At 63.6% G+C, this 20,152-nt stretch carries 20 protein-coding genes; 14 read left to right on the top strand and 6 right to left on the bottom strand.

Annotated features, from left to right (window positions below; translation table 11 throughout):
• Window positions 1-251: 251 nt before the first annotated feature.
• The 4 genes from C100_RS33590 (at window position 252) to C100_RS33575 (ending at window position 4,404) form a co-directional block, all read left to right on the top strand.
• Entirely contained in the window at window positions 252-1,661 is a 1,410-nt protein-coding gene (locus C100_RS33590) for a circularly permuted type 2 ATP-grasp protein (protein WP_024019422.1), read from the top strand.
• A gap of 70 nt (window positions 1,662-1,731) precedes the next feature.
• Complete coding sequence (locus tag C100_RS33585) at window positions 1,732-2,664, top strand: alpha-E domain-containing protein (protein ID WP_024019421.1); 933 nt, start codon at window positions 1,732-1,734, stop codon at window positions 2,662-2,664.
• 51 nt (window positions 2,665-2,715) lie between these two features.
• Entirely contained in the window at window positions 2,716-3,588 is an 873-nt protein-coding gene (locus tag C100_RS33580) for a transglutaminase family protein (protein WP_024019420.1), read from the top strand.
• Between the two features lie 78 nt (window positions 3,589-3,666).
• Window positions 3,667-4,404: a peptidase gene (locus C100_RS33575; protein WP_024019419.1), complete on the top strand. Its 738-nt coding sequence runs from the start codon at window positions 3,667-3,669 to the stop codon at window positions 4,402-4,404.
• Between the two features lie 256 nt (window positions 4,405-4,660).
• Here C100_RS33575 and C100_RS33570 read toward each other — a convergent pair whose 3' ends face one another.
• From C100_RS33570 to C100_RS0124515, 3 genes are all read right to left on the bottom strand, one after another.
• Window positions 4,661-5,380 (bottom strand): alpha/beta fold hydrolase, encoded by a 720-nt coding sequence (locus C100_RS33570; protein WP_235219049.1) that lies wholly within the window; start codon window positions 5,378-5,380, stop codon window positions 4,661-4,663.
• Window positions 5,381-5,390: 10 nt separating this feature from the next.
• Window positions 5,391-7,721, bottom strand: coding sequence for an ATP-dependent Clp protease ATP-binding subunit ClpA (clpA, locus tag C100_RS33565; RefSeq protein WP_024019417.1), 2,331 nt, complete (start codon window positions 7,719-7,721; stop codon window positions 5,391-5,393).
• A gap of 153 nt (window positions 7,722-7,874) precedes the next feature.
• The gene (locus tag C100_RS0124515; RefSeq protein ID WP_031309196.1) at window positions 7,875-8,072 is read right to left on the bottom strand and encodes a DUF1192 domain-containing protein; all 198 of its coding nucleotides are present in this window, start codon (window positions 8,070-8,072) and stop codon (window positions 7,875-7,877) included.
• A gap of 106 nt (window positions 8,073-8,178) precedes the next feature.
• Here C100_RS0124515 and C100_RS0124510 point away from each other — a divergent pair, with 106 nt between their 5' ends.
• Window positions 8,179-9,183: an NAD(P)H-quinone oxidoreductase gene (locus C100_RS0124510; protein WP_031309195.1), complete on the top strand. Its 1,005-nt coding sequence runs from the start codon at window positions 8,179-8,181 to the stop codon at window positions 9,181-9,183.
• 31 nt (window positions 9,184-9,214) lie between these two features.
• Here C100_RS0124510 and radC read toward each other — a convergent pair whose 3' ends face one another.
• Window positions 9,215-9,910 (bottom strand): RadC family protein, encoded by a 696-nt coding sequence (gene radC / locus C100_RS33560; protein WP_024019416.1) that lies wholly within the window; start codon window positions 9,908-9,910, stop codon window positions 9,215-9,217.
• 137 nt (window positions 9,911-10,047) lie between these two features.
• Here radC and C100_RS33555 point away from each other — a divergent pair, with 137 nt between their 5' ends.
• From C100_RS33555 to C100_RS33520, 8 genes are all read left to right on the top strand, one after another.
• Entirely contained in the window at window positions 10,048-13,278 is a 3,231-nt protein-coding gene (locus C100_RS33555) for an intermembrane phospholipid transport protein YdbH family protein (RefSeq protein WP_024019415.1), read from the top strand.
• Window positions 13,275-13,463 carry a YnbE family lipoprotein gene (locus C100_RS33550; RefSeq protein WP_024019414.1) on the top strand — a complete coding sequence of 63 codons (189 nt, stop codon included), beginning with the start codon at window positions 13,275-13,277 and terminating at the stop codon, window positions 13,461-13,463. Before C100_RS33555 ends, C100_RS33550 begins: the two co-directional genes overlap by 4 nt.
• Window positions 13,464-13,471: 8 nt before the next feature.
• Entirely contained in the window at window positions 13,472-13,864 is a 393-nt protein-coding gene (locus C100_RS33545; protein ID WP_235219048.1) for a YdbL family protein, read from the top strand.
• Between the two features lie 173 nt (window positions 13,865-14,037).
• Complete coding sequence (locus C100_RS33540) at window positions 14,038-14,361, top strand: AtpZ/AtpI family protein (protein WP_031309194.1); 324 nt, start codon at window positions 14,038-14,040, stop codon at window positions 14,359-14,361.
• A 48-nt stretch (window positions 14,362-14,409) separates the two neighbouring features.
• Window positions 14,410-15,195 (top strand): F0F1 ATP synthase subunit A, encoded by a 786-nt coding sequence (locus C100_RS33535; RefSeq protein ID WP_024019411.1) that lies wholly within the window; start codon window positions 14,410-14,412, stop codon window positions 15,193-15,195.
• 52 nt (window positions 15,196-15,247) lie between these two features.
• Window positions 15,248-15,475: a F0F1 ATP synthase subunit C gene (locus tag C100_RS33530; RefSeq protein WP_006961951.1), complete on the top strand. Its 228-nt coding sequence runs from the start codon at window positions 15,248-15,250 to the stop codon at window positions 15,473-15,475.
• Window positions 15,476-15,561: 86 nt separating this feature from the next.
• Complete coding sequence (locus C100_RS33525) at window positions 15,562-16,056, top strand: F0F1 ATP synthase subunit B family protein (RefSeq protein ID WP_024019410.1); 495 nt, start codon at window positions 15,562-15,564, stop codon at window positions 16,054-16,056.
• The gene (locus C100_RS33520; RefSeq protein ID WP_024019409.1) at window positions 16,049-16,663 is read left to right on the top strand and encodes a F0F1 ATP synthase subunit B family protein; all 615 of its coding nucleotides are present in this window, start codon (window positions 16,049-16,051) and stop codon (window positions 16,661-16,663) included. The genes C100_RS33525 and C100_RS33520 overlap by 8 nt, the downstream gene beginning before the upstream one ends.
• A gap of 996 nt (window positions 16,664-17,659) precedes the next feature.
• Here the strand turns inward: C100_RS33520 and C100_RS48270 are convergent.
• Window positions 17,660-18,025 (bottom strand): hypothetical protein, encoded by a 366-nt coding sequence (locus C100_RS48270; RefSeq protein WP_152536444.1) that lies wholly within the window; start codon window positions 18,023-18,025, stop codon window positions 17,660-17,662.
• A gap of 830 nt (window positions 18,026-18,855) precedes the next feature.
• Here C100_RS48270 and trxB point away from each other — a divergent pair.
• A complete protein-coding gene (gene trxB / locus C100_RS33510; RefSeq protein WP_024019407.1) occupies window positions 18,856-19,818 on the top strand; it encodes a thioredoxin-disulfide reductase in 963 nt (320 codons plus the stop codon).
• 22 nt (window positions 19,819-19,840) lie between these two features.
• On the opposite strand, the gene C100_RS33505 is transcribed toward trxB, so the two are convergent.
• Complete coding sequence (locus C100_RS33505) at window positions 19,841-20,128, bottom strand: acyl carrier protein (RefSeq protein ID WP_024019406.1); 288 nt, start codon at window positions 20,126-20,128, stop codon at window positions 19,841-19,843.
• Window positions 20,129-20,152: the final 24 nt, after the last annotated feature.

The raw sequence follows: 20,152 nt of genomic DNA, 5'->3' as shown, positions 1-20,152 counted from the left end.
CGCCCTGCGGTGAGGCGGCGCTATACGCAGCGGCAGCGGGCGGGTCAACGGGGCGTATGAAAAATTTGAACCCTGCGCTGTTGCCGACGATTACCCTGCGCAGAAACGAAGCACAGGCCGCTTTCCCGCTATTGTCCCGGAATTGCGGGAACGCTTTTACGGTTCTGCGATTTTTGCCTTGCAATCGCCGCAACGGGGCGTCCTAATATTGCAACGCACAACCGGCCATGGGCCGAGGGAGGATCGTCCACTTGCCCTTCCATGAAATGTTTGAGCCCGACGGTTCGATACGCGCCTGCTACGACGAAGTGCAAAAATGGGTGGAGCGAACCGGCATCGCCGGACTTAACCGTCGCATGGATGAGGCTGAAGCGATTTTCCGCCGCATCGGCATCACTTTCGCCGTCTATGGCGAAGGGGGCGATCCCGAACGGCTTATCCCCTTCGATCTGCTGCCTCGCGTCTTTACCGCGAATGAATGGCGCATCCTCGACAAGGGCATCCGCCAGCGCGCCCGCGCCCTCAACGCCTTTCTCCACGACGTCTATCACCGCGGGGAGATTGTGAAGGCCGGTATCATGCCCGCCGACATCATCTACAAAAACAGCGCCTATCTGGCGGAGATGGCCGATTTCAGCCCACCGGGAAAAGTCTACAGCCATATCGTCGGCATCGACATCGTGCGCACCGGTCCTGGCAGTTTCGAGGTGCTGGAGGATAATTGCCGCACCCCCTCTGGCGTGTCCTACATGCTCGAAAATCGCGAGATCATGACGCGCATGTTCCCCGAACTGTTCGCGCAGGGCGTGGTCGCGCCGGTGGACGACTATCCCGCCGAACTGCTCAAAAGCCTCAAGGAAGTCGCGCCGCCTGCGTGCAAGGGCGACCCGGTCGTGGTGGTCCTCACCCCCGGCTCGCTCAACAGCGCTTATTATGAGCATAGTTTCCTCGCCGACCTGATGGGCGTGGAACTGGTGGAGCCGGCCGACCTGTTCGTCGATGAAGATCGGGTGTGGATGAAGACCACGCTGGGACCAAAGGCTGTCGACGTCATCTACCGCCGCATCGACGATGAATATATCGACCCGCTCGTCTTTCGCCCCGACAGCCTGCTGGGCGTGCCCGGCATCTTCAACGTCTATCGCAACGGCGGCGTCACGCTGGCGTCGGCGCCCGGATCGGGCATCGCGGACGACAAGGCGGTCTATATCTACGTGCCCGAAATGATCCGTTTCTATCTGGGTGAGACGCCGATCCTCGACAACATCCAGACCTGGCAGTGCGGCAAGCCGGACGAACTGGCCTATGTGCTGGAACATCTGCACGAACTGGTGGCCAAGGAAGTCCATGGATCGGGCGGCTATGGCATGTTGATCGGCCCTAAATCGACCAGGGCGGAGGTCGATGCCTATGCCGAGCGGATCAAGGCCAATCCGGGAGAATTCATCGCCCAACCCACGCTCGACCTGTCGACCGTGCCGACGCTCGGCCCGGCGGCGGTGGTTGGCCGTCATGCCGACTTCCGCCCCTATTGCCTGGTCGGCAAGCAAATCCGCCTTGTCCCCGGAGGCCTCACCCGCGTCGCGCTGACCGAAGGATCGCTGGTGGTCAATTCCAGCCAGGGCGGCGGGGTCAAGGATACCTGGGTGTTGCAGGAATGATGCGCGCGCGCTCTCACCCCTTTCATCGTCATTTCCGCGCAGGCGGGATGACGGACATTGAGGCAATCCCATGCTGAGCCGGACCGCCGAAAATCTTTTCTGGATGGCGCGCTATATGGAGCGTGCCGAAGCCACCGCGCGGCTGCTCACCATGGGGCAGCGCATGGCGATCCTGCCCGGCGCCCATCATCGCGACGAATGGCGTTCGGTCGTGCGGGCGACCGGCTCCGGGCATCAATTTCCCGAAGGGGCGATCGTCACCGAAAGCGACGCCGTCTCCTTCCTGATGCTGGATCTCGACAATAGCAGTTCGATCCGCTCCTGCCTGCTGAAAGCCCGCGCCAACGCCAAGTCCGCCCGCACCATGTTGACGCAGGATATGTGGGAGGCGCTGAACGAAGGCTGGCGCAAGCTCGACAGCTATGATGTGGGCGAAGCGCGGCAACAGCTTCCGGCGTTGATCGACTGGGTCAAGACGCGGGTCATGACGTTTCGCGGGGCCGCGCATTCAGGCCAGCTTCGCAATGAAGGGCATGACTTCCTGCGCTGCGGGTCCGCTTTGGAGCGGGCTCAGATGACGTTGCGGCTGCTCGACGTGAAATATTATGTGCTGCTGCCGGAAACCGAGGTGATCGGCGGCAATCGCGACCATTATCAATGGACCTCGGTGCTGTATGCCCTGTCGGGTGCGCGCGCCTATCATCATGTCTATGGCGGCACCTACACCCCCTGGCAGATTACCGACTTCCTGATGCTCAACCGCCTCTTTCCGCGCAGCGTCGCCTATTGCTACGACCAGCTCGCCTATCGCCTCAACCGGCTGGCCGGCTGGCATGATGCGAAGGGCGCCTGCCATGACACGGTGCAGGAACTGGTGACGGGCCTGGAAAGCCAGGACAGCGGCGAGATTTTCCGGCGCGGTCTGCATGAAACGGTGCAGAACGGCCTGATGATGACCAATCGGCTCGGGGCCGAAATCGCCCAGACCTATCATTTCGGCTGAGGGGCAGGACGTGGCCGTCCTCCTCCCCGATGCCGTGGAAACAGAGACGCCATGAAGCTGCTTGTCCGTCATCAGACCATCTATCGCTACGCGGCAAGCGCCGGGCGGGTGGCGATGCGACTGAAACTCATGCCGGTGGACACGCCGGTTCAGCAGGTGCTGGAATGGCAGGTGAGCGTGAATGACGCGCCGATCACCGGATTCCGTCCCAACAGCCATGGCGAAATGGAGGCGATCTGGATTCGCCATGACCGGCTCGACCATGCCGTGATCGTGGCCGAAGGACTGGTCGATACGCGCGAGAGTCACGGCGTCGTCGGCCATATGCCAAGCCGTGTCGACTTGCGCTATTTCCTGCGCGACACCCATCTGACGCGCGCGTCGGCGGGAATCGCCGCCTTGGCGCGCGACCTGCCGGAACGGGACGGGCCGCTCGCCACGCTGCACGCCCTGTCGGCGGCGGTCAGCGATGCGGTCCAATATCGCGCCGGGGTCACGACCTCCCGCACGACCGCCGCCGAAGCCTTCACCCTGGGCGCGGGCGTGTGCCAGGATCATGCGCAGGTCTTCATCGCCGCCGCGCGCACGCTGGGCGTCCCTGCGCGCTATGTGTCGGGCTATCTGCTGGCGGGGGAGGGGGATGCCCTGCATGAAACCCATGGCTGGGCCGAAGCCTGGGTGCCCAATCTTGGCTGGATCGGTTTCGATCCGTCGAACCGCGTCTGCGTGACCGAACGCTATCTTCGCCTCGCCAGCGGTCTTGACGCGGATGACGCCGCGCCGATCCGTGGCTCCGTCACGGTCGCGGGCGATATATGGATTGACGCCGATGTCCGTATCGCGCAGGCGGAGGACGGAGTCGAGGAACGGCAACTGCAAAGGCAGCAACAGCAAAGCACTCCGCCGCCCGACCCAACGGGTTGAACAGAGCGATCACAAGTCGGATGCAACATCGGACGACTTGTCGATCGCGGCAGATAATGAGCAGGAGGCCGGGGGGCCATGACCTATTGTGTGGCGGTGCGCGTGGACCAGGGGCTGGTCATGCTGTCCGACACCCGCACCAATGCGGGCATGGACAATATCGCGCGCTTTCGAAAGAGCTTCACCTATCATGTCCCCGGCGAACGGGCGATCACCCTTCTATGTTCGGGCAATCTGTCGATCACCCAGGGGGTGAAATCGACCTTGAGCAAGACGATCAAGGAATCGCAGCTCGATCCCGATGTCGAGACGATCCTCAATTGCGAGACCATGCACCGCGTTGCGCAGATCGTGGGCGCCGCGATGCAGAAGATGCAGCAGCGCTATCGCGAGAATATAGAGATGGGCGGGTCGGGCGCCAGCGCATCGATCATGGTTGCGGGCCAGCGTCGGGGCGGAAAGCCGCGCCTCTATCTCATTTATTCCGCCGGCAACTTCATCGAAGCCACCGAGGACACGCCCTTCTTTCAGATTGGCGAGCATAAATATGGCAAGCCGATCCTCGACCGGATCATCGGCCGCGAAACCAGTCTGGAAGATGCGACCAAGGCGGTGCTGGTATCGATGGATTCGACCCTGCGCTCCAACCTTTCGGTCGGGATGCCACTGGACCTGACCGTGATCGCGACCGACGCCTTCGACTTCAGCGTCCGCACCCGGATCGAGGCGGATAATGAGGAATTCGCGATGATCTCCCAAAGCTGGAGCGCGGCCCTGCGCAAGGGGTTTGAGGATCTGCCCAACGTCCTCGATTGAGGCGATGGTCGCGGCGCGCGCGCCGGCTTCCTGGTCGATGACGAAAAGGGGTGGAGTCGGACTGAGGCACGTCTTGACCCTTGGCCCTCGCCCCAGCGAAAGCTGGGGTCTCAGTGGGTCTGGCGCGTCATCGCCCGAGACACCAGCTTTCGCGGGGATGCCGGAATTTGCTCCCAAACGGCCGCTCCCCTTCCAATGTCCGTTTGCCCGGACGTCCGATCGTGGACCACCATCGCTGCCAGCCTTCCGCAAAGCGTCATCGCTCAGGCATTGGACGTCGAAAATGGCCATGCCCCAGGAAATGGATGACTTGGTCGGCGACGGGCCGGGTGTAGATCATGGCGGTATGGGCGACGGGCAGGACCAGATGGTCGGTCTGGCCCGCCAGATGGGTGGCCGCGACGCTGACCTTGCCGTCATGGGGCGCACGAAACAGCAGGTCGGGAAGAAATCCGGGCAGCGGACGGTTGCCCGCGATGATGCCGAGCGGATAATCGACCTGGCCGAACAATGCCTCCACCGCCGCCTCCCGCTGCGTGCGCAGCAGGCCGCCCGCCTGGTTGAGGATCAGCGGATGCAGCCGCAGGCGATAGGCCAGATCGGCCAGCTCGCTGCCGCCATTGGGCGTCCCCAGCATGACGACCCGGCCCAGATTGGTCGGGCGATGACGCGCCAGATAGGCCCGAAGCAACAATCCGCCCATCGAATGGCCGATGAAATGCAGCGGCCGGCCGGCGTCCAGGGATGAAGCCGTAATGCGCCGGTGCAGATGATCGAGCACCCGGTCGATCGGCCAGCGCCAACTGGGATAGCCGATATTGGCCACCGTATGGCCGGCATGGCGCAGGCGGCGGGCGAGCAGGGCGGTCTGGACCGAATGGCCGCCAAAACCATGAAGGAGGACGACACCGCCCGGCATCGTCCTCCCGTCATTCATCTCTGGCGGCATGGCCGCGTGCCGAGCGCGCGTTGCCATGCCGCCAGGGTTATTTCGTGCCTTCGGTCGTCTTTGCCTTGCCGCCCTTCTTGCCCTTCTTGGGCGCGGCCGGGGTGATTTCGAAGGCCAGCGCGCCGCCTTCGTCGCTGTCCTTCATGTGGACGTGCACCTCACCGCCATGGACCAGCTTGCCGAACAGCAATTCCTCGGCTAGCGGCTGCTTGATCTTCTCCTGCATCAGGCGGCCCATCGGACGCGCGCCATAGAGCTTGTCATAACCCTTCTTGGTGAGCCACGCCTTGGCGTCCTCGTCCAGGGTGATGTGGACGTCGCGATCGGCCAGTTGCAGCTCCAGCTGGAGCACGAACTTGTCGATGACGCGGGCGACGATGGCGGGCGGCAGATAGCCGAACGGCACGATCGCATCCAGGCGGTTGCGGAATTCCGGGGTGAAGAGCTTCTTCACCGCATCCTCCTGCACATCCTCGCGTGTCAGTTCGCCGAAACCGATCGACTCCTTCGCCATGTCCGACGCACCGGCATTGGTGGTCATGATGAGGATGGTGTTGCGGAAATCCACTGTCTTGCCGTGATGATCGGTCAGGCGGCCATTATCCATCACCTGCAACAGGATGTTGAACAGGTCGGGATGCGCCTTCTCGATCTCGTCCAGCAGCAGGACGCTGTGCGGATTCTGGTCAACCGCGTCGGTCAGCAAGCCGCCCTGGTCATAGCCGACATAGCCCGGAGGCGCGCCGATCAGGCGGCTGACCGAATGGCGCTCCATATATTCCGACATGTCGAACCGCTGGAGCGGGATGCCGAGCAGGGTTGCAAGCTGGCGCGCCACCTCCGTCTTGCCGACGCCGGTCGGGCCGGAAAAGAGATAGTTGCCGATTGGCTTGTCCGGATCGCGCAGGCCCGCGCGCGACAGCTTGATCGCGGACGACAGCACCTCGATCGCCTTGTCCTGACCGAACACGACGCGCTTCAAATCGGTGGTCAGCGATTCCAGCACGCTCTTGTCGTCGGACGATACGGTTTTGGGCGGGATGCGGGCCATGGTCGCGATGACCTGCTCGATCTCGCGGGGGGTGATCGTCTTCTTGCGCTTGGACGGCACCACCAGCATCTGCATCGCGCCGACCTCGTCGATCACGTCGATCGCCTTGTCGGGCAGCTTGCGGTCGTTGATGTAGCGCGCCGACAGTTCCACCGCCGCCTTGATCGCGTCCGGCGTATATTTGACGTGGTGATGTTCTTCAAAGGCGCTACGCAGGCCGGCGAGAATCTTGATCGTATCCTCGATCGTCGGCTCGTTGACGTCGATCTTCTGGAACCGGCGCAGCAGCGCGCGATCCTTTTCGAAATGGTTGCGGAATTCCTTGTAGGTGGTCGACCCGATGCAGCGGATCGTCCCGCCCGACAGGGCCGGCTTCAGCAGGTTGGACGCATCCATCGCCCCGCCGCTGGTCGCGCCGGCGCCGATCACGGTATGGATCTCATCGATGAAGAGAACCGCGTGCGGCATCTTTTCCAGTTCGGTGACGACCGCCTTCAACCGTTCCTCGAAATCGCCGCGATAGCGGGTGCCGGCCAGCAGCGCGCCCATGTCGAGCGAGTAGATGACCGCTTCCTTGAGCACGTCGGGCACGTCGCCCTCGATGATCTTGCGCGCCAGCCCTTCGGCGATGGCGGTCTTGCCGACGCCCGGATCGCCGACATAGAGCGGGTTGTTCTTCGAGCGGCGGCACAGGATCTGGATCGTCCGCTCCACCTCGGCGGTGCGGCCGATCAGCGGATCGACCTTGCCGCGTTCCGCCTTCTCGTTGAGGTTGACGGTGAATTGTTCGAGGGCACTGTCCTTCTTGGCCTTCCCGTCCTGCACCTTCTTTTCCTCCTCGGCGGCGCCCTTGGTCTCCTGACGCTCGGGCGTGGGCGTGCCCTTGCCGACGCCGTGGCTGATATAGCTGACGGCATCCAGACGGCTCATATCCTGCTGTTGCAGGAAGTAGACGGCATAGCTTTCGCGCTCGGAAAAGAGCGCGACCAGGACGTTGGCGCCCGTCACTTCATCCTTGCCGGATGACTGGACGTGCAGGATGGCGCGCTGGACGACGCGCTGGAAACCGCTGGTGGGGGAGGGGTCGGACGCGCCCTCGACCTTCAAACTGTCCAGTTCGGTGTCGAGATAATGGGTGACGGCATCGCCCAGCTCACCGATTTCCACGCCGCACGCCTGCATGACTTTCGACGCATGTTCATCGTCGATCAGCGCCAGGAGCAGATGCTCCAGCGTCGCATATTCGTGGCGGCGCTCAGACGCATGGGTCAGCGCATTGTGCAGGGTGGTTTCAAGGGCGGCTGCGAAAGACGGCATATTATTCTACTCCAAGCTCCCGGACGGGAGCGACCTTGAACCCTATGTCGGCATTGCTCGACAGCGGATCAAGGCGTTCGCCTCGACCGCCGGAATTGCCAGACTGCCCATGCCCGGACATACCCTGAAGGGTGGTGGGGGCGGAGCATCGGTTCACCGCTTGAATAGCGCCTCGGCACTTGCCTTGTGGTTAACGGCGCCTTCAATCTTGCTTTTGGTCCGCGCGATTTCCGCTTCCAGTGCGGCGATGCGCGCTTCCAGTTCGGCAACGGACAATGGCCCCAGATCCTGTTTGAGCAGGCGGGCCAGCGGATCATCTCCCTTGCGTGGCAGATCGTCATCCAAGTCCATGACGCCAATGTTGACCCTCGGGGTCAGTCTGTCAATAAGGGCGCGCAAGCGGCTTGCCGATTTCGGCGCGCCGCATCACATGGCCAGCTTTCCGGGGGGCAGCGAGATGGCGGACGGATTTTCCATCCCAGGCGCGATGACGGCGATCGGCATCGCCGCGCCCGGCGGACCCGAAGCGCTGGTGCCCGAACGGCGGCCGGTGCCGATGCCGGGCGAAGGCGAAGTGCTCATCAAGGTCGCGGCGGCCGGCGTGAACCGGCCCGACGTGTTGCAACGACAGGGCAAATATCCGCCGCCGCCGGGCGCTTCGGACATTCCGGGGCTGGAGGTCGCCGGCACGATCGTCGCGGCGGGCGGCGGCGCAGACCTGCTCGTCGGGCAAAAGGTCTGCGCCCTGCTGGCGGGCGGGGGCTATGCCGAATATGCGGTGGCGCCCGCCGGCCAGTGCCTGCCCGTGCCCGATGGCTATGACCTGGCCGAAGCGGCGGCGTTGCCCGAAACGCTTTTCACCGTCTGGACCAATATGTTCGAGCGCGCCTATGTGGCGGGCGGCGACACGGTGCTGGTCCATGGCGGCACCAGCGGTATTGGCACGATGGCGATCAGCCTGTGCCGGCTGTTCAACATCCGCATCATCGTGACCTGCGGCAGCGCGGAAAAATGCGCCCAGGCGCGCGAATGGGGCGCGGATCACGCCATCGACTACAAGACGCAGGATTATGTCGCGGAGGTGAAGCGGATCACGGGGGGCCAGGGGGTCCAGGCCGTGCTCGACATGGTCGGCGGCGATTATGTGCCGCGCAATCTGGAATGTCTGGCGGAGGATGGCCGGCATGTGTCGATCGCGGTGCTGGGCGGGGCGAAGGCGAGCGTCTTCATTCCCGCGATCATGCAGCGCCGCCTGACTATCACCGGATCGACGCTGCGCGCGCGCTCCGTCGGGTTCAAGAGCTTGGTGGCGGACGAACTGATCCGCAATGTCTGGCCCTTTGTGGGCGAAGGCCGGCTGCGCCCGGCGATGGACCGCCGCTTCGCCTTGGCCGACGCCGCGCAGGCCCATGCGCGAATGGACGCGGGCGCGCATTTCGGGAAGATCGTGCTGACGGTGTGAAGCCCGCGGCCGAACGCCGTATCGATCGGTCCTAGAGCAGCCCCTTGGCGCGCAGGCTCACATGCCCCTGCGCGCCGATGATGATATGGTCGTGGACGCTGATCCCCAGCCGCTTGCCCGCCTCGATGATCTGGCGGGTCACGTCGATGTCCTGGCGGCTGGGTTCCGGCGATCCGCTGGGATGATTATGCACCAGGATCAGCGCCGCCGATCCGAAATCGATCGCCCGCTTGATGACTTCGCGCGTGTAGATCGCCGCCTGATCGATCGATCCGTCGCCCATATGATCGTCGCGAATCAGCATGTTGCGGCTGTTGAGGTGCAGCACCCGCACCCGCTCGACGCCCAGAAAGGCCATGTCGGCGCGCAGATAGTCCAGCAACGCCTGCCAACTGCCCAGCACCGGCCGGGCGGCGACTTCGTTGCGCAGCATCCGCAGCGCCGTCGCCTGCACGATCTTGATCGCCGCGACGCTGGTGTCGCCCATGCCCGGCACGCGGGCGATCGCCTGCCAGTCGGCCGTCATCAGCCCGCCGATCCCGCCAAATTCGCGCAGCAGCGCCTTGGCGAGCGGCTTGGTGTCGCGCCGCGGGATGGCGAGCGCGAGCAGATATTCGATCAGTTCATGGTCGTGTAGCGCCCCGCCGCCGCTTTCCGCCAGCTTCTGCCGCAAACGGGCGCGATGGCCGGCGCCGTCATGCGGGACTTTCGCATCCTGTTCGGCCAATATTCCGTCCCCTTGAGCGGCGCTCGGCCGACGCTATGCGTTGCGGAATCGCGGAGCAAGGATATTTAAACGTGCAGGGACGTTATGGTCCCGTTACGGACCATGGGGTCGCAGGTAAGCCGGGGTTGGCCATAAGCATGGAAGAACAAGACGGCGAAGAAGCGGCTCGCCGGGCATGGCTGCGCTGGCTTGGCGTCGGCACTGGGTCGCTCGCGCTGGTGCTGATCGGCCTGTGGACGCAGCGCGCGCCCATCGCGGAAAATTTCGTCAGCCGCGAACTCAATCGGCGCGGCGTCCAGGCCAACTATGATCTGGTCGATGTCGGCCTGCGCACGCAGCGCATCGAAAATATCGTGCTGGGCGATCCGGCGCGGCCGGACCTGACCGCCCGCTGGGTGGAGGTGGACATCGCCTTTGCCGGACTGACGCCGCAGGTCGCGGCGGTGCGCGCGGGCGGAGTGCGTCTGCATGGCTCCTGGCATGACGGCCGGTTGCGGCTGGGTGAGCTGGACCGGTTCCGCGACCCGGATTCGACCGCGCCCTTCAGCCTGCCCGACATACTCGTCTCACTCGCCGATGCGCGGTTGACGCTCGACACCGACGCCGGGCGGATCGGGATGCAGATCGACGGCAACGGCAATCTTCAGTCGGGCTTCAAGGGACGGCTGGCCGCCGCCATGCCGCGCGGGACGCTTGCGGGATGCGGGCTGAGCCAGGCGAGCGCCATGGTCAATATCGCGATGCAACAGGGACAGCCGCATCTGAGCGGCCCCGTTCGCGCCGACGCGCTGGCCTGTCGCGATGCGGGCGCCGCGATCGCCAGGCCGGCGGCAACCATCGATCTTACATTGGGCAAGGCGCTCGACCGGTGGGCCGGCCATGTCGACCTGTCGGGTCAGGCGTTCCGGGGCGGCGGGATGGTGCTGGCCTCGCCCAGTGGACGGATCGACTTTGACGGCATGGCGGCGCGCACGACCGGCCAGTTGCGACTGGATGCGGCGGCGTTGACCGGGCGCGGCGCCCTGCTTCGGAATGCCGCGCTGTCGGGCGAATGGGCGGTCGGCAAGGATATGACGAGCTTCAAGGGCGATCTGGGCGGGCAGGATCTGCGCCTGTCGGGGCGCGACCCGTTGGCCCGCCTGCGCAGTGCAAGCGCCGGAACGCCGGTCGCGCCGCTCGCCATCCGGCTGGCCGACGCGGTCGAGCGCGCGGGTCAAAGCAACCGGGTGAAAACCAGTTTCGCGCTGGTGCAGAAACAGGGCGCCGGCAGCCTGGCGATCACGGATGCAGCGCTAGATGCGCGCAGCGGCGCGCGGCTGGGCATCGCGCCGGGCGGGCGCATGACGCTGGCATGGCCCGGCAAGGCGGCAGGCCTCGACTGGGCGCTCGATGGCGCGATCACCGCACAGGGCGGCGGTTTGCCCCAGGCGGCGCTGCGTCTGGCGCGGCGGCCCGGTGGCGGCTTTGGCGGGCAGTTGTTCGTCAATCCCTATGCGGCCGGCGACGCGCGGCTGGCGCTCGATACGGTGAGGTTCACCGCGGACGCGGGCGGCGCAACACGCTTCCAGACCGCGATGCGGCTTGATGGTCCCTTGCCCGACGGACGGCTGCGCGGCCTCAGCCTGCCGGTGGAAGGACGGATCGCGGCCAATGGCGCGGTCATGATCAACCCGGACTGTGTGCCCCTGTCGCTGCTGGAGGCGCGCTATGGCAGCTTTGCGCTAGGGCAGACGCGCCAGACGCTGTGTCCGGCCGATAATGGCGCGATGTTCGCCATGGGGCCGGCCGGCATGACGGGCGGGGTGCAGGTGAAGGATGTCGATCTGACCGGACGCAGCGGCGACAGCCCTCTGCATCTGACCGCCGATCATGCCCGGATGCTGCTTGGCCACCCCGGTTTCACGCTGGCCAACCCGGCCGTGACAATCGGTCCGCAGGATGCGCCGGTGCGCCTGACCGCCGCGACGTTGGACGGCGCGATGACCGCTGATGGCTTGGCCGGCAAGATCGGCGGTGCGGGCGGGCAGATCGGCACGGTGCCGCTGATCGTCGAACAGGGGGCGGGCGACTGGCGTTTTGCCGACGGTGCGCTCAGCCTGAAAGCGGCGATGACCGTGCGCGATTCGCAGGCGTCGGCGCGCTTCAACCCGCTCAACGTGCCCGATTTCGCGCTGTCGCTGAAGGATGGCCGCATCGCCGCCACCGGCACCCTGACGGCGCCGCGCAATGGCGCGACTGTCGCTACGACCGACATCGTTCATGACCTTGGCGATGGAAAGGGTCATGCCGACCTCGACGTCGCCAACCTCGCCTTCAACAATGCGCTTCAGCCGGAGGATGTCACGCCGCTCGCTCTGGGCGTGGTCGCCAATGTGCAGGCCAGGGTGAGCGGGCAGGGGCGGATCGACTGGACCGGTTCGACCGTCACCAGCACCGGCACGTTCCGCACGCAAGACGCGAATCTCGCCGCCGCATTCGGCCCGGTCGAAGGGCTTGCCGGCGAAATCCATTTCACCGACCTGATCGGGCTCGTCACCGCGCCGGGGCAGGAAGTGCGGATGCGGTCGGTCAATCCGGGTGTCGAGGCGCGCGACGGCGTCGTCCGCTATCGGCTGGAAGCGGGCCAGAAAGTCAGGATCGAAGGCGGCGGCTGGCCCTTTTCCGGCGGGCAATTGGTGCTGTTGCCCACGACCATGGATTTCAGCGCGGATGTCGACCGTTACCTGACTTTCCGGGTGGTCGGGCTGGACGCGGGCGCCTTCATCCAGGCGATGGAACTCGACAATATCTCGGCGACCGGCACCTTCGACGGCATCATGCCGCTGATCTTCAACGGGCAGGGCGGGCGTGTCGCGGGCGGCGTGCTGGTCGCGCGGCAGGCGGGGATGGAGCCGCTGCTCATGCCCGAAGGGGTGCTGCCTAGCATCCCCTGCGATTCCACGCGGCAGGGCGGCACCCTCTCCTATGTCGGGCCGGTGTCGAACGAGGATATCGGCGTCATGGGCAAGGTCGCCTTCGACGCGCTGAAGAATCTCCAGTATAAATGTCTGACAATATTGATGGATGGGGCGCTGGATGGCGAGATGGTGACGAATGTCGTGTTCAACGGCGTCAATCGGGACCGGCTGGGCGGTGTTCCGGCGGGGCTGGCGCGCAACTTCACCGGCTTGCCCTTCATCTTTAACGTGCGGATTGCCGCGCCTTTCCGTGGCTTGCTGGGCACGGCGCAGTCCTTCATCGATCCATCCAGCCTGATCCAGAGCGAAATCGCCAAGGAGGCGCAGGAAAAGATGCGCGCGCAGGACCAGCAAAGACTTGCGGTTCAGCCTCTGGAAAGCGACAAGGTGTCAAACGGGGAGCCGCAATGAAGACACGAATGATCATGACGGCCGGTTTTGCTGGCTTGGCGCTGGGGGGATGTATTCAGGTGAAGGCCCCGGACAAGCCAATCGAAATCAACCTGAATGTGAAGGTGCAGCAGGAGGTCGTGGTCAAGTTGCAACGCGACGCCCAGGACCTCATCCAGAATAACCCGGAGTTGTTCCCGCAATGACACGCAAGATGACAAAGCCCGCATTGATGATCGCCGCCGCGATTGCACTCGCCGGTGGACTCGGCATGAGCGTGGCCGCCAGCGCCCAGTCCGCGGGGCTGAGCGCCGCGCTGTCGTCCGGCGCGGTGGGCGAACAGGCCGACGGCTATATGGGCGTCGCCGGATCGGTCAGCGATACGGTGCGCAAGGAAGTCGAATCGATCAACATCAAACGCCGCCAGGTCTATACCGACCTTGCCGGAAAGCGCGGCGTCACCGTGCAGGACGCGGCCGCCGCCACCGCTTGCCAGACGCTCAGCCGGCTGAAGGCGGGCCAGGCTTATCGCATCGGCGCTGGCGCATGGCAGACCAAGGGCGCCGCCGCGATCGCGCTGCCGTCCTATTGCGCCTCGGCCGGCTGAATATGCTGCGGTAGCGGACTTTTCTCATCCCTTCGTACCGCATGGATATTCTCTGCCGCAACCATGGTTGACTATCCGCAATCCCCTTTCTAAACGGGCCGCGCCTTGACGGGTGCAGCCGCAAGCGCCATGCCGCCCCCCACGGATTTATGAAATCCGGTTGGAGGATGGTCATGGCAGCGGATACACCCGGACAGGACCCGGCAGGGGAGGACGCGCGGATCGCTTCTTTGGAGGAGCGGATCGCCCGGGCCGAACATGCCGAAAAGGTCAGGCAGGGGGCCAAGGTGCAACAGGCGGACGATGGGTCTCGCCTGGGCAACAGGGTTCTTGCTGAACTGATCGGCGGTCTTGTCGGTGGTGCGTTGATCGGCTGGGTGCTTGACCGGCTGCTTGGCACATCCCCATGGCTCTTGCTCGTCTTCCTCGGTCTTGGGATCGTGGCAGCGTTCAGGAACATCATCAGATTGACGACGGCAAAGCGTCCCGACCAATAGGGACGCTTTTGTCGTAGTCGGCAAGACTTGAACGTTACAGGGGTCAACGTGGCAGAATCCGGCAAAATCGATCCGATGCACCAGTTTGCGATCGAACCCTTGTTCGGTACGGATCATCTGTCGCTCGGCGGTTTCAACATCGCCTTCACCAACAGCGCGCTCTATATGGTGCTCGCCGCTGTGGTGCTGTGGATCTTCGTGATCGGCGGGCTGAAGCGTGAACTGGTGCCGGGCCGCTGGCAGATGGCGGTCGAATATATGACCGGCTTCATCAAGAACCTGTTGATCGCCAATATCGGCGACAATGGCCGGAAATATATCCCCTACGTCTTCTCGCTCTTCATGTTCATCCTGCTGGCGAATCTTTTGGGTCTGCTGCCGCTCGGCCTGTTCGGGCTGCACCCCTTCACCTTTACCAGCCACTTCACCGCCACCGGCGTGCTCGCCATCATGAGCTTCTCGATCGTGCTGATCGTCGGCTTCTGGAAGCATGGCCTGCACTTCTTCTCGCTGTTCGTGCCGCATGGCACGCCGCTGCCGATGATCCCGGTCATTTTCCCGATCGAGCTGATCTCCTTCATGGTGCGTCCGTTCAGCCTGGGCCTGCGACTGTTCGTCGCGATGACCGCCGGCCATGTGCTGCTCAAGGTGCTTGCCGGTTTCGTCATCAACAGCGCCAACGCAGGCGTGGGCTATGGCCTGACCGTCGGTTCGGCCAGCTTCGTCCTGATGATCGGCATCAGCGCGCTGGAAGTGCTGGTCGCGGTGATCCAGGCCTATGTGTTCGCGCTTTTGACCTCGGTCTATCTCAACGATGCCGAGAACCTGCACTGAATTTCGCCAATTTCGTTAACGTTTAGATTGATTTAACAAGGGAGTTTACGACATGGACGCAGAAGCCGCAAAGCTGCTCGGTGCTGGCCTGGCCGCAATCGGCGCGGGCATTGCCGCCCTCGGTGTGGGCAACGTCTTCAGCGCGTTCCTGGAAGGCGCGCTGCGCAATCCGGGCGCCGCTGACGGCCAGCAGGGCCGCCTGTTCATCGGTTTCGCCGCGGCGGAACTTCTGGGTCTGCTGGCGTTCGTTATCGCCATGATCCTGGTGTTCGTGGCCTGACGCACGAATTGAAGCGGGCGGGGCGGTTCATCGCCGGTCTTGCCCGCTTCCTCTATTGACCGCCCTCTGATCGGACGGACCGGAACATGCCTCAAATCGCGCAAATTGCCGAAACCTACTCCAGCCAGATATTCTGGCTGCTGCTGACATTCGGCTTCGTCTTCTTCGTCATTGGCCTCGGCATGGTGCCAAAGGTGCAGGGCACGGCGGACGCGCGCGATGCGAAGATCACCGGTGATCTGGACGCGGCCAAGGCGGCCTTCGCCCGCGCGGATGATGCGGAAGCCGACTATCGCGTCCGTGACGCGGAAAGTCGCGTCGCCGCTCAGGCCGTGATGGCCAGAGCAAAGGCGGACGCGGCCAAGGCTTCGGAAGCGAAGCTGGCCGCCGCCGATGCGGAGGTCGCGAGCAAGATCGCCGCGGCCGAAGCGCGCATCCAGGCCGCAAGCAATGCGGCTCTGGCAGAAATCGAAACCGTCGCCGCCGAAGCGGCGCGCGACATGGTGGCTCGCATCTCCGGCGTTGACGCTTCGGAAGACGCAGCCCGCAACGCAGTAAAGGCGGCACTGGCCCATGGCTGAGGCAGCAGCACAGCAAAACGACGCGACCGCCCCGTCCCTGCGCGAGGCGATCCATGCCGAAGGGCTTGAACCGGTCGGCACCGTCGCGCATGAAGGCGTTGAACCCCATACCGATCCCAAGGCTGTCGGCATGGACGCAACGGCCTGGGTCAGCCTGGCCATGGCCGTGTTCATCCTCATCCTGCTCGTCAAGAAGGTGCCGGCCCTGATCGGCAGGGCGCTGGACGGCCGGATCGCGCAGATCAAGGAACAGCTCGCCGAAGCATCGCGCCTGCGGGCCGAGGCCGAAGCGCTCAAGGGCGAATATGAGGCGAAGCTCGCCGCCGCCGCTGGAGAGGCCGAAGCGATGCGCAAGGCCGCGGAGCATGAGGCCGAAGGGCTGATCGCCGACGCCAGGGTCAATGCCGAAGCGCTGGTCGTCCGCCGCCAGAAGATGGCCGAGGACAAGATCGGCGCCGCCGAGCGCGCGGCCATCGCCGGCATCCGCGCAAAGGCGGTGAACGCAGCGACCAGCGCCGCCGCCGCGCTGATCGTCCAGGGCCATGACGCCAAGGCGGACAAGGCGCTGGTCGACAGCGCGATCGGAAAGCTTGGCACGATCAACTGATCGATCGAACCGCAACAAAAAAGGGCCGGCGCGAACCTCGCGCCGGCCCTTTTGTTTGGGTGCCGTGGCTGAGGCGGCGCGCGGACATAGGGGTGAGCAGCGGGCCGTCCGGCTTATATATTCCCCTCCCGTTTGCGGGAGGGGCAGCGAGACTTGCGCGCGCAGCGCTTCAGTCGCAGCGGTGTGGGCTGACGCTCCCCGATTGCGCGGGTCCGCCCGCTAACCCCCTCGGCTCATGAGAGGAGAAACAAGGCCCGCTTCCGCTCGCTGGGCTTGAGTTCGCGTCGCACCGCAGCGTTCCTCCTTTCTGGATGGCTGGAAAGGATGGATAGCGGACCGGAGGCACGTCTTGACCCTTGGTCGTCACCCCGGCGAAAGCTGGGTCTCAGTGGGTCTGGCGCGTCATCGCCTGAGATCCCGGCTTTCGCGGGGATGACGAACACGGATGGGTAGCGGACATCTGTGTTTACCGTGCCTGATATCCGCATTGCGCCAATATCGGGCGTTGGATGCGGTTTGCATCTTTCCCAAAAGCTGTCATCCCGAGAAATATGCTGAACGGCTAGGATCGTCCATCTAGCGCACCTAATGCGCTCCGGGCCAAATCACTTCTTCTCTATCTCGATCACCTCTTTCCATTCCGCGTCCACAATCCCTTCCTGCTGCCGCTTTTGTTCGCGTGTAGCGAACCTGGGCGAGCGCCTCTGGGGCGCTGATTTAAGTCCAAGAATGACAGCAAGTCCGCGAAGCAGTCGGATAGCCACTGAAATTAGGATCGCAATAAATATGGGGCTAACAACGAAGCCACTGAACAACAGCGCCCAGCCCCTTGAGGCCGCCCCCTCAACTCCGAGATTTCTTGACAATGAGAGGTATGTCATAGCCGTCTGCCAGTCACCGGACTTAACCATGACATATAGCGACAAAATAAGTCCGATAAATAACTTCAGCCTAAACGTAAATCTCACGACAATTCTCCCGTTCAATAATCATATGTTAGCAGTCGGGAGCAAAATCTCCGCCACATTGCATTCCATCAATCCATGATCCATTTTTACCTTTGATCATCATAACGGGCATTGTCACTTCTTTTTCTCCCTCTCTGATCGGCAGAGGCAGCGCAACCCTCACTTTCACTGCGCAGGCATAGACATGAGGCATCTGTGGATGAGGCTGGCATGGCTCTGCTATCGAGAATTCTGATTTTTTGATCGCTTCATCTAGGGTCGTATCAGGTTGGTCCGGCCTCATTCCGACTTGCGATGCCAATCCCGCCCTTAGCTCCTTTCGCGCAATATCAAATACTTGCTCATCACTTGGCGCTCCGCCTCCACATGCCGAAAGCAAAGTAAGCGCGATCATGAAATCTGTTTTCCTCACTTAATCCCTTAGACGAAATCGAAGCCCAGATTAAATACTCGGTGGAATTTCTACCCGATGCAACATGGAAAGCAATCAAACCCATCTTGGCCCGTGCCTATCCATGCGAAGCTAGCGCCTCGATCACAGACCACTCGAAATCCGTCAGATCGAACCGAGCCATCTCAATCTCCTTCTTGGAGAATGAATCAGATCACCGCCGCTTTGGAAATCCCGTTTATGGGTATGTGATCTAAGCTGGTTGCTGGCGTTGGCGAGTGCACCAAAGTAGTTGGCTCGCGTGCTGGTATTGGAACCGCATCGGCAAGCTGCCGGGCAGTTGTTCGTGCCTGCGCGCCGGTAACCCGACATTCCGCAATCGGCCATCAGCGGCAAACGAAGCTGAACTTCTATGCCCGGTTGTGGGTCGTAACCCGACCTTGGGTTTTCAGCGGCCACCCTTTCAATGTAGGATTTCCTCTGCTCTATCCTCTGCGATGGAACAGTTCAGCCTTCCCGCCTTCGCCCGCTCCGCGCAACCGCGCGACAGGCGCGTTGCCGTGGCGTCGTTGGCGCGCAACCGGGGCGTGATCGATACCTCACTGACGCTTCACTGGCGCGTCGGAGTTACTATTGGAGCGAAACGGGCCGAATTTGCCCTACGACGGTGTGAACTTCGGGGTGGGGCGTTCTTGGACCGGCCGCGTCGCCTGCTCACCCCGGCCAGGCGGGCCGAGCGCAGCTTCTCCCGCCCCAAGCAAATCCTTCGCTTGCGCATGCGGTCGCGCCGCCTATCTCTGTCGCCTTGTCCGAATCGCAGTTGAAAGCCTGATATGACCGCCACCCACAGCACCCGCATGTTGATCCTCGGTTCCGGCCCGGCGGGGCTGTCCGCCGCCATTTATGGCGCGCGCGCGGGCCTCGCGCCGATCGTGGTGCAGGGGATGCAGCCGGGCGGGCAGCTCACCATCACCACCGATGTCGAAAATTATCCCGGCTTCCGCGACGTGATCCAGGGGCCGTGGCTGATGGAGCAGATGCAGGCGCAGGCCGAACATGTCGGCGCGCAGATGATGTATGACCAGATCGTCGATGTCGACCTGTCCGAGCGGCCGTTCCGCCTGCGCGGCGACGGCGGCACCCTCTATGTCGCCGACACGCTCGTCATCTGCACCGGCGCGCAAGCCAAATGGCTGGGCGTGGAGGGCGAGGAGCATCTTCAGGGCAAGGGCGTGTCCGCCTGCGCCACCTGCGACGGCTTCTTCTATCGCGGCAAGAAGGTCGTGGTCATCGGCGGCGGCAACACCGCGGTCGAAGAAGCGCTCTACCTCACCAACCACAGCCATGATGTGACGCTGATCCATCGTCGCGACTCGCTGCGCGCCGAGAAAATCCTGCAGGAGCGGCTCAAGGCGCATCCCAGCATCAAGATCCTCTGGAACAAGGCGGTCGACCGCTTCGTCGGCGGCGGCGCGCCCGAAGGGCTGGTCGGCGTCGATCTGACCGACACGGTGACGGGTGAAAAGAGCCATGTGCCGACCGACGGCGGTTTCGTCGCCATCGGCCATCATCCCGCGACCGAATTGTTCACCGACAAGCTGCCGCTCGACGAAGGCTATATTCTGGTGGAAAAGGGCACGACCCGCACCGCCATTCCCGGCGTTTTCGCGGCCGGCGACGTCACCGACAAAATCTATCGCCAGGCGGTGACGGCGGCGGGCATGGGCTGCATGGCCGCGCTCGATGTCGAGAAATTCCTGGCCGAAGCCGATTTCGAGGAACTGGTGGACGCGTAACGGGGACGCCGCCGGGCGAAGGTCAGCCGATCTTCGCCTGCGCGAACGCCACCAGCGACCCGAACGTTTCGAACGTGTCGCCGTCAATATCCTCATCCTCGATCAGGATGCCGAAGCGATCCTCCATCTCGGTCAGCAGGCCCGCGACCGCCATGGAGTCCAGTTCGGGCAGCGCCCCGAACAGCGGCGTGTCGGCAGTAAAGCTGTCGACACGTTCCTGAGACAGACCAAGCGCGTCGCGCAACAGCGCCCGCATCTGGGTTTCGACCGCGATGGCCTGATCCACCGGCTGAGAATTTTGCGCCCGCATGATGCGCGCCTGATTAGAGCGTCA

It is taken from the genome of Sphingobium sp. C100, assembly GCF_000508185.1.
Taxonomy (GTDB): domain Bacteria; phylum Pseudomonadota; class Alphaproteobacteria; order Sphingomonadales; family Sphingomonadaceae; genus Sphingobium.
The sequence above is the reverse complement of the archived record's forward strand: the minus strand, read 5'-3'. Positions and strand labels throughout refer to the sequence as shown.